16 protein-coding genes are annotated in these 13,372 nt (G+C 70.8%); 10 read left to right on the plus strand and 6 right to left on the minus strand.

Annotation, left to right across the window (positions count from 1 at the left end; translation table 11 throughout):
* Positions 1 to 141: 141 nt before the first annotated feature.
* The 6 genes from R4I43_RS19655 (at position 142) to R4I43_RS19680 (ending at position 4,454) form a co-directional block, all read left to right on the plus strand.
* A complete protein-coding gene (locus tag R4I43_RS19655; protein WP_179717060.1) occupies positions 142 to 300 on the plus strand; it encodes a DUF4177 domain-containing protein in 159 nt (52 codons plus the stop codon).
* Between the two features lies 1 nt (position 301).
* Complete coding sequence (locus R4I43_RS19660) at positions 302 to 760, plus strand: RidA family protein (RefSeq protein ID WP_324267111.1); 459 nt, start codon at positions 302 to 304, stop codon at positions 758 to 760.
* Positions 761 to 1,105: 345 nt separating this feature from the next.
* Entirely contained in the window at positions 1,106 to 1,720 is a 615-nt protein-coding gene (locus tag R4I43_RS19665) for a hypothetical protein (protein WP_324267112.1), read from the plus strand.
* 26 nt (positions 1,721 to 1,746) lie between these two features.
* The gene (locus R4I43_RS19670) at positions 1,747 to 2,802 is read left to right on the plus strand and encodes a hypothetical protein (RefSeq protein WP_324267113.1); all 1,056 of its coding nucleotides are present in this window, start codon (positions 1,747 to 1,749) and stop codon (positions 2,800 to 2,802) included.
* A gap of 48 nt (positions 2,803 to 2,850) precedes the next feature.
* Entirely contained in the window at positions 2,851 to 3,663 is an 813-nt protein-coding gene (locus R4I43_RS19675) for an NUDIX hydrolase (RefSeq protein WP_324267114.1), read from the plus strand.
* The gene (locus tag R4I43_RS19680; RefSeq protein ID WP_324267115.1) at positions 3,663 to 4,454 is read left to right on the plus strand and encodes an MBL fold metallo-hydrolase; all 792 of its coding nucleotides are present in this window, start codon (positions 3,663 to 3,665) and stop codon (positions 4,452 to 4,454) included. The genes R4I43_RS19675 and R4I43_RS19680 overlap by 1 nt, the downstream gene beginning before the upstream one ends.
* A 12-nt stretch (positions 4,455 to 4,466) precedes the next feature.
* Here R4I43_RS19680 and R4I43_RS19685 read toward each other — a convergent pair whose 3' ends face one another.
* The 4 genes from R4I43_RS19685 to R4I43_RS19700 all read right to left on the minus strand — a co-directional run bounded on the left by R4I43_RS19685 (position 4,467) and on the right by R4I43_RS19700 (position 7,529).
* Positions 4,467 to 5,684 (minus strand): MFS transporter, encoded by a 1,218-nt coding sequence (locus R4I43_RS19685; RefSeq protein ID WP_324267124.1) that lies wholly within the window; start codon positions 5,682 to 5,684, stop codon positions 4,467 to 4,469.
* A 385-nt stretch (positions 5,685 to 6,069) separates the two neighbouring features.
* The gene (locus tag R4I43_RS19690) at positions 6,070 to 6,303 is read right to left on the minus strand and encodes a hypothetical protein (protein WP_324267116.1); all 234 of its coding nucleotides are present in this window, start codon (positions 6,301 to 6,303) and stop codon (positions 6,070 to 6,072) included.
* 203 nt (positions 6,304 to 6,506) lie between these two features.
* Complete coding sequence (locus R4I43_RS19695; RefSeq protein ID WP_093422841.1) at positions 6,507 to 7,181, minus strand: Crp/Fnr family transcriptional regulator; 675 nt, start codon at positions 7,179 to 7,181, stop codon at positions 6,507 to 6,509.
* 93 nt (positions 7,182 to 7,274) lie between these two features.
* Positions 7,275 to 7,529, minus strand: coding sequence for a hypothetical protein (locus R4I43_RS19700; protein ID WP_029535541.1), 255 nt, complete (start codon positions 7,527 to 7,529; stop codon positions 7,275 to 7,277).
* A 233-nt stretch (positions 7,530 to 7,762) separates the two neighbouring features.
* Between R4I43_RS19700 and nth the strand changes: the two genes are divergently transcribed.
* The 4 genes from nth (at position 7,763) to R4I43_RS19720 (ending at position 11,107) form a co-directional block, all read left to right on the plus strand.
* Positions 7,763 to 8,500, plus strand: a complete 738-nt coding sequence (nth, locus tag R4I43_RS19705) for an endonuclease III (protein ID WP_324267125.1) — start codon at positions 7,763 to 7,765, stop codon at positions 8,498 to 8,500.
* On the plus strand, positions 8,497 to 9,123 hold the full coding sequence (locus R4I43_RS19710; protein WP_324267117.1) for a TlpA family protein disulfide reductase: 627 nt from the start codon (positions 8,497 to 8,499) through the stop codon (positions 9,121 to 9,123). The genes nth and R4I43_RS19710 overlap by 4 nt, the downstream gene beginning before the upstream one ends.
* Positions 9,124 to 9,167: 44 nt before the next feature.
* Entirely contained in the window at positions 9,168 to 9,824 is a 657-nt protein-coding gene (locus R4I43_RS19715; RefSeq protein WP_324267126.1) for an NUDIX hydrolase, read from the plus strand.
* Between the two features lie 98 nt (positions 9,825 to 9,922).
* The gene (locus R4I43_RS19720; protein ID WP_324267118.1) at positions 9,923 to 11,107 is read left to right on the plus strand and encodes a MarP family serine protease; all 1,185 of its coding nucleotides are present in this window, start codon (positions 9,923 to 9,925) and stop codon (positions 11,105 to 11,107) included.
* Positions 11,108 to 11,255: 148 nt separating this feature from the next.
* Here R4I43_RS19720 and R4I43_RS19725 read toward each other — a convergent pair whose 3' ends face one another.
* Both R4I43_RS19725 and nhaA read right to left on the minus strand, forming a co-directional pair.
* Entirely contained in the window at positions 11,256 to 11,756 is a 501-nt protein-coding gene (locus R4I43_RS19725) for a phage holin family protein (RefSeq protein WP_324267127.1), read from the minus strand.
* 44 nt (positions 11,757 to 11,800) lie between these two features.
* On the minus strand, positions 11,801 to 13,024 hold the full coding sequence (gene nhaA, locus R4I43_RS19730) for a Na+/H+ antiporter NhaA (protein WP_324267119.1): 1,224 nt from the start codon (positions 13,022 to 13,024) through the stop codon (positions 11,801 to 11,803).
* Between the last annotated feature and the right edge of the window lie 348 nt (positions 13,025 to 13,372).

The raw sequence follows: 13,372 nt of genomic DNA on the forward strand, positions 1-13,372 counted from the left end.
CCGCAGCGCCGCTCGATTTCCGCTCCTGGCACCGCTGGGCGGAGTGACCACGGAGTCTTGTCACTACGACGTAACCACCTGACCAGGCCGAGCACCCCGCCACTCAAGACGACCACCACGTCAGCAATTAGGCTGCCGCACATGCAGAAGTGGGAGTACGCGACCGTGCCGTTGTTGAGCCACGCGACCAAGCAAATCCTCGACCAGTGGGGCGAGGACGGCTGGGAGCTCGTCGCCGTGCTGCCGGGTCCGACCGGTGAGCAGATGGTGGCCTACATGAAGCGGCCGAAGGAGGCCTGACATGGGTCGGTGGACGGATCGCCTGGCGGAGCTGGGCATTCCGCTGCCCGAGGTGGTCAAGCCCGTGGCGGCTTACGTGCCCGCGGTGCGCACCGGTTCGCTGGTGTTCACGGCCGGGCAGATCCCGATGGTGGCCGGTTCCCCGGCGGCTCTGGGCAAGGTCGGTGCCGAGGTGAGCGCCGAGGAGGCTCAGCAGTGCGCCCGGATATGCGCGCTCAACGCGCTGGCCGCGGTGGATTCGCTGGTGGGCTTGGACTCGATCGTCCGGGTGGTGAAGGTCGTCGGTTTCGTGGCGTCGGCCGAGGGCTTCACGGGTCAGCCCGGTGTGGTCAACGGTGCTTCGGAGCTGCTCGGCGAGGTCTTCGGCGAGGCCGGGCAGCACGCGCGCTCGGCGGTGGGTGTCGCGGAGCTTCCGCTCGGCGTCCCGGTCGAGGTGGAGCTGGTCGTCGAGGTCGAGTGATCTCGGCATTTCGGACTTGTCGCGCGGCGTCGCCCCACGCGGGGTGACGCCGCGTTCTGCTCTCGTGCGCGCAGCGTGGTCGGCGGGGAAGTAGTGGTGATTTTTTCGGCGGTGGGGCTCCGAAGGTCAACCACGACCAGTACGCTGCGATCATCCTTGGTCTTCGTTCGCCTGTTCCGGCGTAACTCGGATGGGGGATGCTGATTTCAACGTGTTGCGCTTGGGTCGTTCAGGGGCTTGTACGACCCGATCAGTAGCACCAAAGTTCACCTGGAAGGGTGCAGTTGCGTCGGGGGAGCGGCGGGCTGGATCCGGAACCCGGAGTACTAGGCATGGAGGGGCGCCGTGGCAGTGCGTGAAACCGATCTGCTGTGCCACGAACTGTTGCTTCGGTTGGCCGGCAGGTTGTCCGACCGGCACCTGTGGCGATACCGCGACTGGCTGGCCGGCGGCGCGGCCGACGTCGTCGCGAGACTGCTGCCCGGCACGCTGGTCCGCGAGCGCATCGCGCTCGACGACGACGAGCACCGGCTGCTCTCGGACGCGCTGCTGCCGCTGGGCGCCGACCCGGCGATGGTCAACGCCGTGCTGCCCGCGGTCGTCGACACCACCCCGCACTACTCGTTCACCATCGAACCCCCGGCCGAGAACGTCGGCGACTCGGCGGTGCTGGTGCTCGGCGCGACGCTGCGCGGTCGCCCCGGCGTGCGCGAGGTGCGCAACACCTGGCGGCGCCGCGATTCCGGTGCCGCGAAGCTCGTCGTGCTGGTGTCCGCATCGGACGACTGCGTCGAACTGACCGGGGAGATCCAGCGGGTGCTGCGCGCGCTCGGCGACGCCGCACCGTGCGTCGAGGTCGTGCCCAAGGACCTGGAACCCACCCCGTACCACCGGATGGCGATCGAGGAGTCGGCGCTGGTGTGCGCGGGAGCTGAAGAATTCGCCGGTCGCCGCGGCTGAGCGGTCGGCAGCTAAAGGAGGCATTCGTGGTGGACGTTGCAGAGGCCGCCGGACCGGTCGACCGGCTGCACAGCCTCTTGCTGGCCATGACCGGGCGCGTCGATGACGACGGCATCGACGGCGCCCGCGAGCTGCTCGGCATGGGGCAGCCCGACGCCGGGGCCGAGTTCCTCGCCGGGTGCCTGCTGTCCGGGCGGATCGAGGTGACCACCGCCGAGCAGTACCACCTGCGACGGGTGCTCGACGAGACGCGCTCGAACCACCAGCTGGCCGACCGGCTCAACGTGGTCGAGTCGCTGCTCCCGGAGAACCACAAGTTCAGCGCCCCCGACTCCGACGACGCCGATCTGGAGCTGGCGCTCAAGCAGATCGGCGGTCGTCTCGCGGGGCTGCGCGGCCTGTGGGTCACCAACCGGACCACCCCCGCGGGCACCAGCTACGGCGCGGTGCCGCAGGGCGTGCTGCTGGCCGAGGTCGGCCCCGACGGGTCGGGTCCCGCGGCCGCCTTCCAGCTGATCTCGGCCCTGCGCCGGGCCGGTCTGCGCTACGCCGTGGACGTCTTCGCCACCGGTGCGGACCTGCCCGAGTACCACCGCGATGCGCTTTCGACGGCCCGGCGGGTGCGGTTAGACGTGGCCCCCGCGGAGAGGACGGCTCCCCCTGTAGTGCCACGCCCGGAGCAGGTCGTGGAGCACAGACAACCCGAGGAACCGCCGTCACCACCGCCCGCGCCGCCGGCCCCGGTGGACGAGCCCAGGCCGGAGGGGGTGTCGCACGCTGTGGCCGAGCCGCAGCACGAGTTTCCCGGTGAACCACCCGAGGATGCGCAACCCGAGACAGCGGCCGAGCAGACGGGTGTGATGATGCGCGTTCCCGCCGCGGTCGACGCCAAGCTGACCGACCGGGAGCGCAACCTGCTGCGCAAGCTGCACGAGGAGCTCGCGCACCGGGAGCAGGACGGTCCCGGCAAGCGCCAGGCCCAGGGCGAGGACGGCCGGACCTCCACCATGCCCGGCGGCACCGGCGGGTTCCCGCCGATAGCGGCCAACCAGCAGCAGGCCTACACCCCGCAGCAGCGCTGATCTTCCGGACGGTGTTCCGGGAGGTGTCGCCGACATAAGGTGGCGGGCATGGATCGTTCGCTGCCAACGGGATTCGTGCCCGAGGACCGGCCGGACAAGCCCGTCCGCCCCAAGGACGCGGCCACCGTGGTGCTGCTGCGCGACGGCTCGTCGGGCCCGGAGGTGTTCCTGCAGCGCAGGGTGAAGGGCATGGCCTTCGCCGGCGGGATGACGGTGTTCCCCGGAGGAGGTGTCGACCCGCGCGACGCGGACGCCTCGATCACCTGGAGCGGGCCGGAACCCGAGTGGTGGGCGCAGCGCTTCGGCTGCACCCCGGAGGTGGCTCGCGCGCTGGTGTGCGCGGCGGTCCGGGAGACCTTCGAGGAAGCCGGCGTGCTGCTGGCCGGGCCCGACTCGTCGACCGTCGTCGAGGACACCGGCGGCTACGCCGAAGCCCGGCAAGCCTTGGTGACCAGGGATGTTTCGCTCGCGGGGTTCCTCGCCGAGGAGAGCTTGGTGCTGCGCGCCGACCTGCTGCGCCCGTGGGCGAACTGGTTGACCCCGGAGCAGGAGCCGCGCCGCTACGACACGAGGTTCTTCCTGGCGGCGATCCCCGCCGGTCAGCGCGCCGACGCCGTCACCACCGAGGCCGCCGAGGCCTACTGGGCGACGCCGGACCAGGCGTTGGCCGACTTCCGCGAGGGCCGCTGCCACCTGCTGCCGCCGACCGAGGTCACGCTCACCGAACTCGCCGAGTTCGACGCGCTTTCCGCTGCTCTGACGGCTGAGCGGACGCTGATCAAGATCATGCCGAAGCTGATCGAGCGCGACGGCCGCTGGCACGCGGTGCTGCCCGGCGAACCCGGATTCGAGGAGGCCTGATGCAGCACCCCGCCTACGGCGAACTCCGCCCGGTCACCCCCTACGCGTCGGTGCTGCTCGCCGAGAACCCGAACCCGATGACGCTCGACGGCACCAACACGTGGGTGCTGCGCGACCCGGACTCGCGCGAGTGCGTGGTCATCGACCCGGGGCCGGGCGACGCCGAGCACCTGCGCCGGGTCGCCGAGCACGGTCCGGTCTCGTTGGTCCTGCTGACCCACCACCACGAGGACCACACCGGCGGCGTCGCCGAGTTCGTGCAGCGCACCGGCGCTCCGGTCCGCGCGCTCGACCCGACGCTGTGCCGCGACGCCGAACCGTTCGCCGACGGCGAGCCGATCGACGTGGCCGGCCTGGAGCTGCGGGTGATGACCACGGCCGGGCACACGGCCGACTCGGTCTGCTTCGTCGCCGAGCACGACGAGCCTGCGGTGTTCACCGGCGACAGCATCCTCGGCCGAGGCACCACGGTCGTCGCGCACCCCGACGGCCACCTGGGTTCCTACCTGGACTCGTTGCGCAAGATCGCGGCCCTGCCGCCGGGCGTCCGAGCCCTCCCGGGGCACGGCCCGGAGCTCGACGACGTCCGCGCGGTCGCCGAGTTCTACCTGGACCACCGCAGGCAACGGCTCACCCAGGTCCGCGAGGCGATCCGCTCGCTGGGCCGCGAGGTCACCCCGCGCCAGGTCGTCGAACTCGTCTACGCCGACGTCGACCGCTCGGTCTGGCCGGCAGCGGACCTCACGGTCCAAGCCCAGCTCACCTACCTCGCAGAACGAGGTGAGCTCTGACCCGTCCCGAGATCAGGTTCCGGCGAGGGTGAGGCTGGTCTTGCTGGGGAGGAGGGTGTTGCGGCGGAGGTAGAGGAGGACGGCGATCGCCGCTCCGGCTGCTCCGGCGACGAGGAAGGCCGTGGGCGGGCCCGTCATCTCCACGAGCTGGCCGCTGGTGGATTGGCCGATGGCCGAGCCCAAGGTCACCGAGGTGACGACCCAGCCGAAGGCCTCCGCGGCCGTGCCGGGCGGGGCTGCGAACTCGACCGCGACCGAGTGGGCCGTGGACTGCGGGGTGATCAGGCAGCCCGCGAGCAGCAGCATCAGGGCCAGGCCCAGCAGCGTCGTCGGCAGCGCCAGCAGCGCGACCAGGCCGGCGAAGCCGACCAGCAGCGCGGGCAGGCGCAGGTACATCGGGCGCGGCCACGGGTGCACGCCGTAGACCACGCCGACCGCCACCGAGCTCACCGAGGCCAGGCTCATCAGCAGACCGCCCATCGTTGGCTGGCCCGCCTCGACCGCTGCGGCCGGGACCGCGACCTCGATGAAACCGATGACCACGCCGAAGCCCAGCGCTGCCAGCGCCACCGTGCGCATCCCCGGAGCCGCGATGGCGCCCAGCAGGGCGCCCGCGTGCTCGCTCGGCTCCGGCCGCTGCGTGCGGGCCGCGCGGGTGCTCGCGAAGCCGACGCTGCCCAGCACCATGCACACCGCGCCCACGACGACGCCGGTGCCCGCCCACGGCATCGCCACCAGCAGGCCCGCCAGGCCCGGGCCGAGGATGAAGAAGACCTCGAGGCTGATCGCCTCGTAGGAGAACGCCGCCTCGCGCACCCGTCCCGGGGGCAGCAGGTGGCCCCACAGCGCGCGCGACGCCGAACCGATGTTCGGCTGCAGCAGTCCCATCGCGAACGCGCCGGCCACCACCAGCGGGGTCGCGGCACCCAGTTCGATCGCGGTCAGCGTCGCCACCACCGTGACCGTGAACAGTGCTGACGTCACGTACAACGGCTTGGACGGGCCCGTCCGGTCCACGATCCGGCCCTGCGCGACCGACCCCACCGCCACGCCGATCAGCTCGGCGGCCGAGACCGCGCCCGCGATGGCGAACGAGGAGCTCTCCCGCTGCACGTAGAGCAGCAGGGCCATGCCGATCATGGCGATCGGCAGGCGGCCGAGCAGCGAGGTGATGACGGCGGCTCGGGCGCCCGGAGCGGTCAAGGCCCTGCGGTAGTCGTTCAGCGACATGGATTGGGACACGCGAACCAGTATGCCGATTGTGGTACGCGGGTACCAACTCGTTCTTCACCTGCGGGGAACTCGGTGCGTGACGTTGCTTACTCAGAACGGGTGATGTGTGCAACCGAGCCCTCGGAACACACGTCTTGGTTGGTGAAGGGGGGTTGCTGGACAGCACGGACTTCCAGCATCTTCGAAGGGGAACACCTCAACACAGCCGCCTCCGGTGCCGAGGAATTCGGGGCCGAAGCACCGGGGGATCGGGGGAGCGTGGTTAGTCGTCGGGGGACGAACCACGCGAATGTGAAGGGGCTGGAGCGCCACGTCGGGGGTGGCGCCCAGCCCCTTCACATCTGTCACATCGCGGGGAACGGCACGCGCGGTCCTGCCGGCGTCAGCAGCAGCCGCCGCCACCGCCGCCGCCGTCACCGCCCCCGCAGCTGCCGCCGTCGCCCCCGCCGAAGCCGCCACTGTCGCTGCTGCCGGTGGTGCTCACGAAGACCCCACCCGAGCTCTTCCGACGGCGACCGTCGATGCGGTTCGAGCCGGCCATCGCCGAGCGGATCGTGACCACGAAGAAGAGCACCAGGGCGATCGCCACCCCGGCGATCACGAGGTTGGAATCCATCCGAAGACCCCTTTCGTCTGCGTCTCGTGGTGTGACGCGGACGACCTGGCCCCGGTTGCGCGATCGGGTCGGCAGGATTTTCCCGGCTTCCGCAGAACTCGCGCAGACGCGAAGAGACGCGGGGCGGGGGGGGTAACCCGGTCGGCCGCCCGCGCGCAGCGGCCGCCGCGCGGCAGCTTCGCGTTGTGTGCTCGCGTCGCCGCTCAGCGAGCGCGGCGGGCCAAGCGCTCCGGATCCAGGATCAGGACGCTCTTGCCTTCGAGACGCAGCCAGCCGCGGTGCGCGAAGTCCGCGAGCGCCTTGTTCACGGTCTCCCGCGAGGCGCCGACGTACTGCGCGATCTCTTCCTGCGTCAGGTCGTGGGTGACCCGCAGCAGACCCGCTTCCTGGCTGCCGAAGCGCTGTGCGAGCTGCAGCAGCGCCTTGGCGACGCGTCCCGGAACGTCAGTGAAGATCAGATCCGCGAGCATGCCGTTGGTGCGGCGCAGGCGGCGGGCCACCACGCGCAGCAGCTGCTCGGCGATCTCCGGACGCGTGGCGATCCACTGCCGCAGAGCGCCTCGGTCCATGCTCAGCGCGCGCACCTCGGTGACCGTGGTCGCGGTCGAAGTCCGCGGCCCGGGGTCGAAGATGGACAGTTCGCCGAACATGTCCGACGGCCCCATGATCGCCAGCAGGTTCTCCCTGCCGTCCGGGGATTTGCGTCCGAGCTTCACCTTGCCGGACTGAATGATGTAGAGCCGGTCGCCCGGCTCGCCCTCCGCGAAGATCACGTGTCCGCGCGGGAACTCGATCGGTTCCAGCGACTGTGCCAGTGCCTCCGCCGCGGCCGGCTCAACGCCTTGGAAGATGCCGGCCCGGGCCAGGGTCTCGTCCACCTCGTCCCTCCATGTTGAGACGCGGCGGCTGTCTGTGGTGCCGGACCCGCGTCAGCGCGTCTGGCGGTGTGCCGCCGATCACTACCAGCGATTCTAAGACTGGTCGCGCGAACGGCGAGTACGTAGCCTACCGGCGCGTCCCACCCTGCGTAGCTGGAACAGCTCCAGCGCACGTCCAATACCTTGCCGGAACAGCGCCCGCACCTCGTCGGGCCGGGCGTTCTCCAGCAACTCCTCCACCTCGTTCTCCTGCACCGCCACATGCCGCAGGCGGGCTTCCACACGCTCCATGAAGAGCGTGAAGAACATGATCACGAGCGGTACGACGATGACGAACCAGGCAGCCATCATGGTGTGAATCCTCGCTCATACCTTCGACGCCGGTTCAACCGGGGTCGTTTCGCGGGGTCGGTGACGGTGCCGCCACCTACCGTGTCGGGGCTCCTCCGTACTCTGGTGGGGTGCCGGAGCCTGCTCGAAACACCCGTGCCAAGTCCGCTGGAACCCCTCCTGACCAGCGGGTGACCCGATCTCGGAAGGGCGAGGAGACCCGATTGGGGCTCGTCCGGCGAGCGAGGCGGATGCTGCGCGCCTTGGCCGAAGCCTATCCGGACGCGCACTGCGAGCTGGACTTCAACACCCCGTTGGAGCTCGCGGTGGCGACCATCCTGTCGGCCCAGTGCACGGACAAGCGGGTCAACGAGGTCACGCCCGCGCTGTTCCGCCGGTACCCGACGGCCGCCGACTACGCCGGAGCGGAACGGGTCGAGCTGGAGGAGATGATCCGCTCCACCGGCTTCTACCGGAACAAGGCGTCCTCGCTGATGGGGCTGGGTGCCGCGCTGGTCGACAAGCACGGCGGCGAGGTGCCCCGCAAGCTCGACCAGCTGGTGAAGCTGCCCGGGATCGGGCGCAAGACGGCCAACGTCATCCTCGGCAACGCCTTCGACGTCCCGGGCATCACGGTGGACACCCACTTCGGGCGCCTGGTGCGCAGGTGGGGCTGGACCGAGCTCGAGGACGCGGTGAAGGTCGAGCACGCCATCGGCGAGCTGATTCCCCGGAAGGAGTGGACGATGCTCTCCCATCGGGTGATCTTCCACGGCCGCCGGGTCTGCCACTCCCGCAAGCCCGCCTGCGGCGCCTGCCTGCTGGCCAAGGACTGCCCCTCGTACGGCGCCGGGCCGACCGACCACGTGGAGGCGGCGAAGCTGGTCAGGGGGCCGGAGACGCCCAGGCTGCTGGAGCTCGCCGGCATCGTCGACGAGGTTCCGGACAAGACCGTGCAGAAGCAGGCGGCCAAGGAGCCCGTGGCGTGAATCTGCGTGCCTACCGGTCCGAGATCCAGTGGACCGTCGTGGTCGTGGTGCTCGCCGTCCTCGCGGCGATCGCGCTGTGGCCGCGCGACCACGAGCAGCGGTCCGGTCCCGCCGCCGCGCCGCCACCGGCGGAGCAGGTCGACCCGCAGCAGCGCTCCGCCGCCGCGCTGCAGCCGTGCCCGAGCGGCACCGGCGGACCCGCCGAGCTGGCCGGGACGACCGTGCAGTGCCAGGCCGACGGCAAGCCCGCCGACCTGGCCGGAGCCGTCTCCGGCGGGCCGACGCTGATCAACCTCTGGGCCACCTGGTGCGTGCCGTGCCGCACCGAGCTGCCCGCCCTGCAGGCCTACAGCACCGAGCCCGGGGCGATCCGGGTGCTGGGCGTGCAGGTCGACAGCGGCCCGGCGGAAGGTCTTGACCTACTGCGCGCGCTCGGCGTTCACTTCCCCAACGTGCATGACGGTGACAACCGGGCCCGGGCCGCGCTGCGGGCCCCCAACGTGCTGCCGGTCAGCTTCGTGGTGACCGCCTCCGGCGAGGTGCGGCGCATCGATCCACCGGTCGCGTTCGAGTCGCCGCACGAGGTTCGGGCCGCCGTCGAACGGACCCTGGGGGGCCAGTGAGCGACAACGGACCGCTGGTCGATCCTGCTGACCTGCCCGAATGGATGCGGACGCTGGTCAAGCGCACCGCCGACCTCGACCCCGGGCACTTCGGCTGGCCCAAGGACGCGCCGCCGCGCTCGGCTCGCGCCGCCGCCGTGCTGATCCTGCTCGGCGAGGACGAGCAGGGCCCGGACGTGCTGCTGCTGCGCCGCGCCGACGGCCTCAACTCGCACCCCGGTCAGGTTGCCTTCCCCGGTGGCGCGCTCGACGATGTCGATCGTGGTCCGGTGGATGCCGCGCTCCGCGAGGCGGTCGAGGAGGTGGGGGTGCTGCCGGAGGGCATCCGCCCGGTGGCCACCCTGCCCGAGCTGCACGTCCCGCACAGCGGGTTCCGGGTCACCCCGGTGCTCGCGCACTGGACCGAGCCCTCACCGGTCGCGCCGGTGGACCTGGGCGAGACCGCGGCCGTGGCGCGCGTGCCGATCTCCTGGCTCACCGATCCCGAGAACCGGGTGCGGGTGCGGCTGAGCAGCGGCATGGCCGGCCCTGCGTTCCTGGTCCCGGGGATGCTCGTGTGGGGTTTCACCGGCGGCCTGCTGGCCGGGCTCCTGGAGCTGGGCGGCTGGTCGCGCAGCTGGAACCGCGCTGACGTGCGAGAGCTCGACGAGGCGTGGCGGGCCGCGGAGGAAGCCGACGACATCGGCTTCGGCCGTTCCTGAGGGGTGGCGGAGACCTCCTTGGCAGCCCGGCTTCGCCGTTCTGTTAGCTGACCATGAGACGGTGGTGCGACTGATCGTCCGTCGCGAGGGGTGAGTGGGTGAACTGGGTCGACCTACTGGTGGTGCTGCTGGCACTGCTCGCCGCGGTCTCCGGGGCTCGGAGCGGTCTGGTCACCGCACTGCTGTCCTTCGTGGGCGTGTTCATCGGAGCCGTGGTGGGCCTGAAGGTCGCGCCGCTGCTGCTGGACAACGTGGACAGTCCGGTCGCCCGGCTGGCCTTCGGCGTCGGCATCGTGGTCCTGCTGGTCGCCTTCGGCGAGACCTTCGGGATGTGGGCGGGCCGCGAGCTGCGAGATCGGATCACCTCGCCGCGCATCGCCGGGGTCGACAACGCGCTCGGCTCGGTGCTGCAGTTCCTGGCGGTGCTGGTGGTGGCGTGGCTGGTGGCCTTGCCGTTCACCTCGGCCACCGCGCTGCCCGGTCTGGCGTCGGCGCTGAGCCGGTCGCAGGTGCTCAGCGCGGTCAACTCGGTGATGCCGCCGCAGGCCCGGGCGCTGCCCGACGACCTGCGCAAGATGCTCGGGATGTCCGGTTTCCCGGAGGCCCTGGAGCCGTTCTCGGAGACCCCGGTGGCCGAGATCGCGCCGCCGGACCCGGCGCTGTCCGGGAGCGAGGTCGTCCGCAACGCGCAGCCCAGCGTGGTCAAGGTACGCGGCCGGGCTTCCTCGTGCGCCCGCGCGCTGGAGGGCACGGGTTTCGTCATCGCCCCGCACCGGGTGATGACCAACGCCCACGTCGTGGCCGGCACCGACCGGGTGGCCATCGAGATCGGCCGAGGTGACTTCGACGCCGAGGTCGTGATGTACAAGCCGGACGTGGACCTGGCGATCCTGTCGGTCCCGGACCTCGACGCCGAGGCGATGACGTTCACCTCGAATGCGGCGCACCCGGGCGACGACACGATCGCGCTCGGCTACCCGCTGGACGGCCCCTACACGGCTTCGGCGGGCCGGGTCCGGGAGCGCATCCGGTTGCGCGGCCCGGACATCTACGACGAGGCGACCGTGGTCCGCGACGTCTACACGGTTCGCGGCCGGGTGCAGAGCGGCAACTCCGGTGGGCCGCTGGTCAACCCGGAGGGTGAGGTCGTGGGCGTGGTCTTCGGCGCTGCCGTGGACGACCCGGAGACGGGCTTCGCCCTCACCGCGGACGAGGTCGCCGACGAGGTGGAGGCGGCTCCGCACCTCAACACCCCGGTCCCCACGGGCAACTGCACGAACTGACCTCCTCGGACTTGAGGGGTGGTTCTCGTCCACACCGTCCGCGATCGATGTCGCTCCTGTCCGGACAGTGTGGACGCGGAGACGAGAAAACCGCGGCGGTCCCTGGAGGGTCCGCCGCGGTTCCGCGAGGTGTGAGCGCCCGGTCGAGTCAGCCCGCGGTGGGTTCCTCGGCGTGGCGGCGCTTGGTGATGTTCTTGGTCTCCTTGAGGGTCTCCATCGTGCGCTTGGGGGCGCGGATCTTGCGGACCTTCAGGAAGCCCAGCAGCGCGAACAGGCCGGCGACCAGCAGCATCGCCAGGAAGACGATGCCGAAGGCGGCCCAGCGCCACAGGCCGATGGCGTCCAGCGCCTCGGCGGCGGTGAAGAACAGGAAGAACAGGCTGAAGCCCAGCACGCACAGGGCGAGGATGAAGTAGACGCTGCCGCGGAGCGCCTTCTTGACCTCACCGGTGATCTCGGACTTGGCGAGCTCCACTTCGGAGCGGACCAGAGTGGACAGGTGCGTCGTGGCGTCTTTGACCAACGCGCCGATGGACTGCCCGTCGGGAGCAGTGCCCTCCTCGGACAACGGAATGGAGTTCACCGCACTCCACTCCGCACCCTCACGGCTGCCGTTGGTGCTCTTCTGGGCGCTGTTCACGGCCACCATCGTGCCACGGGAGATCAGCCACGTGCCCATCGACTCGCGATGCGTTACCCGTGAGTGACATTCCCACCGGCCTCATCAGCGGCTTCGCCGTTGAACTTGCGCCCGCGCCGCACGAGCGCCGCCGCGGCCAGCAGGGACGCGACCGCGGAGGCGATCAGCACCGCGGCCTTGGCGCGCTCGGCCGCCGCGCCCTCCAGGGCGAGTTCGGTGATCAGCAGGCTGACGGTGAAGCCGACCCCGCCGAGCATCGCCAGCGCGCCCATGTCCAGCCAGGACACCGAGGTCGGCTTGTTGCCGATGCGCAGCTTCACCGCGATGTAGGACGTGGCGAAGATGCCGACGAACTTGCCGACGACCAGGCCGAGCATCACGCCGATCGCGACCCGGTCGGAGAAGGTTGAGGTCAGCGCCTCGCCGTCGACCGGGACCCCGGCGGCGAAGAACGCGAACACCGGCACCACCAGGCCCGCCGACCAGGGCTGCAGCCGGTGCTCCAGCCGCATGGCGGGGGAGGCTTCCTCGTCCGGGTCGGTGCGCACGCGGGTGAGCAGGCCCAGCGCGACGCCGGCGATGGTGGCGTGGATGCCGCAGCTGTGCACCGCGATCCAGGTCGCGACCGCCAGCGGCAGGTAGATCCACGGCGAGCGGACGCGCTTGTGCTGCAAGAACCAGTACAGCGCGCACAGCGCGACGGCGATCAGCAGCGCGATCAGGTCCAGGCCGGAGGTGAACACGACGGCGATCACGATGATGCCGCCGAGGTCGTCGACCACGGCGAGGCTGAGCAGGAACACCCGTGCCGCGGTCGGCATCCAGGAGCCGGTCAGCGCGAGCACGCCGAGCGCGAAGGCGATGTCGGTGGCCACCGGGATGGCCCACGCGGTCTCGTGACCGGGAGCGCCGATGCTGATCGCGAAGGCCAGCCCGGCCGGAACGACCATGCCGCCGGCGGCGGCGATCACCGGCAGCAGCGCGCTGCGGATGTTGGACAGCTCGCCGATCACCAGCTCGCGCTTGAGCTCCAGGCCCGCGACGAAGAAGAAGATCGCGAGCAGTCCGTCCTTGGCCCACTCGCCGATGCTGAGGTCGAGGTGCAGCAGGTGCGGTCCGACCTCGAAGTCGCGGATGGCGGTGTAGAAGGGGCTCGCGGGGGAGTTGGCCAGCAGCAGCGCGATGGCGGCGGCGGCGAGCAGCACCATGCCACCGACGGTCTCGGTGCGCAGGTAGGCCCCGAAGTCGAAGGTGCGGGCGCGGTTGCGGTCGAACAAGACGGCTCCGTTCGTGGGCAGCACGATTCGATCGCCGACCAGACTTCCCGGCACACCTGCGGTCGACCCTAACATCCGCCGGTCGGACCAGTTGCGGGCTCAAACACCGCAGAGCGGTCGTCATCGCAGGTCAGAAGGGCCTTCAAAAAGATGGGAGGGCGCCCTCGCAACGAGGACGCCCTCCCGTGCACGGCTGATGACGATCAGTCGTCGCCGGACTTGAGTCCCTTGGAGATGAGGTCCATGACCGAGGAGTCGGCGAGGGTGGTGACGTCGCCGACTTCGCGGTTTTCGGCGACGTCGCGCAGCAGGCGGCGCATGATCTTGCCGGAGCGGGTTTTGGGCAGT

It is taken from the genome of Saccharopolyspora mangrovi (assembly GCF_035320975.1).
In the GTDB taxonomy this organism is placed as follows: domain Bacteria; phylum Actinomycetota; class Actinomycetes; order Mycobacteriales; family Pseudonocardiaceae; genus Saccharopolyspora; species Saccharopolyspora mangrovi.

Excerpts from the sequence above, each read along its gene's own strand:
- R4I43_RS19655 (WP_179717060.1), top strand. The coding sequence starts at position 142 with ATGCAGAAGTGGGAGTACGCGACCGTGCCGTTGTTGAGCCACGCGACC.
- R4I43_RS19660 (WP_324267111.1), top strand. The coding sequence starts at position 302 with ATGGGTCGGTGGACGGATCGCCTGGCGGAGCTGGGCATTCCGCTGCCC.
- R4I43_RS19675 (WP_324267114.1), top strand. The coding sequence starts at position 2,851 with ATGGATCGTTCGCTGCCAACGGGATTCGTGCCCGAGGACCGGCCGGAC.
- R4I43_RS19680 (WP_324267115.1), top strand. The coding sequence starts at position 3,663 with ATGCAGCACCCCGCCTACGGCGAACTCCGCCCGGTCACCCCCTACGCG.
- R4I43_RS19685 (WP_324267124.1), bottom strand. The coding sequence starts at position 5,684 with ATGTCGCTGAACGACTACCGCAGGGCCTTGACCGCTCCGGGCGCCCGA.
- R4I43_RS19690 (WP_324267116.1), bottom strand. The coding sequence starts at position 6,303 with ATGGATTCCAACCTCGTGATCGCCGGGGTGGCGATCGCCCTGGTGCTC.
- R4I43_RS19700 (WP_029535541.1), bottom strand. The coding sequence starts at position 7,529 with ATGGCTGCCTGGTTCGTCATCGTCGTACCGCTCGTGATCATGTTCTTC.
- nth (WP_324267125.1), top strand. The coding sequence starts at position 7,763 with ATGCTGCGCGCCTTGGCCGAAGCCTATCCGGACGCGCACTGCGAGCTG.
- R4I43_RS19715 (WP_324267126.1), top strand. The coding sequence starts at position 9,168 with ATGCGGACGCTGGTCAAGCGCACCGCCGACCTCGACCCCGGGCACTTC.
- R4I43_RS19725 (WP_324267127.1), bottom strand. The coding sequence starts at position 11,756 with ATGGTGGCCGTGAACAGCGCCCAGAAGAGCACCAACGGCAGCCGTGAG.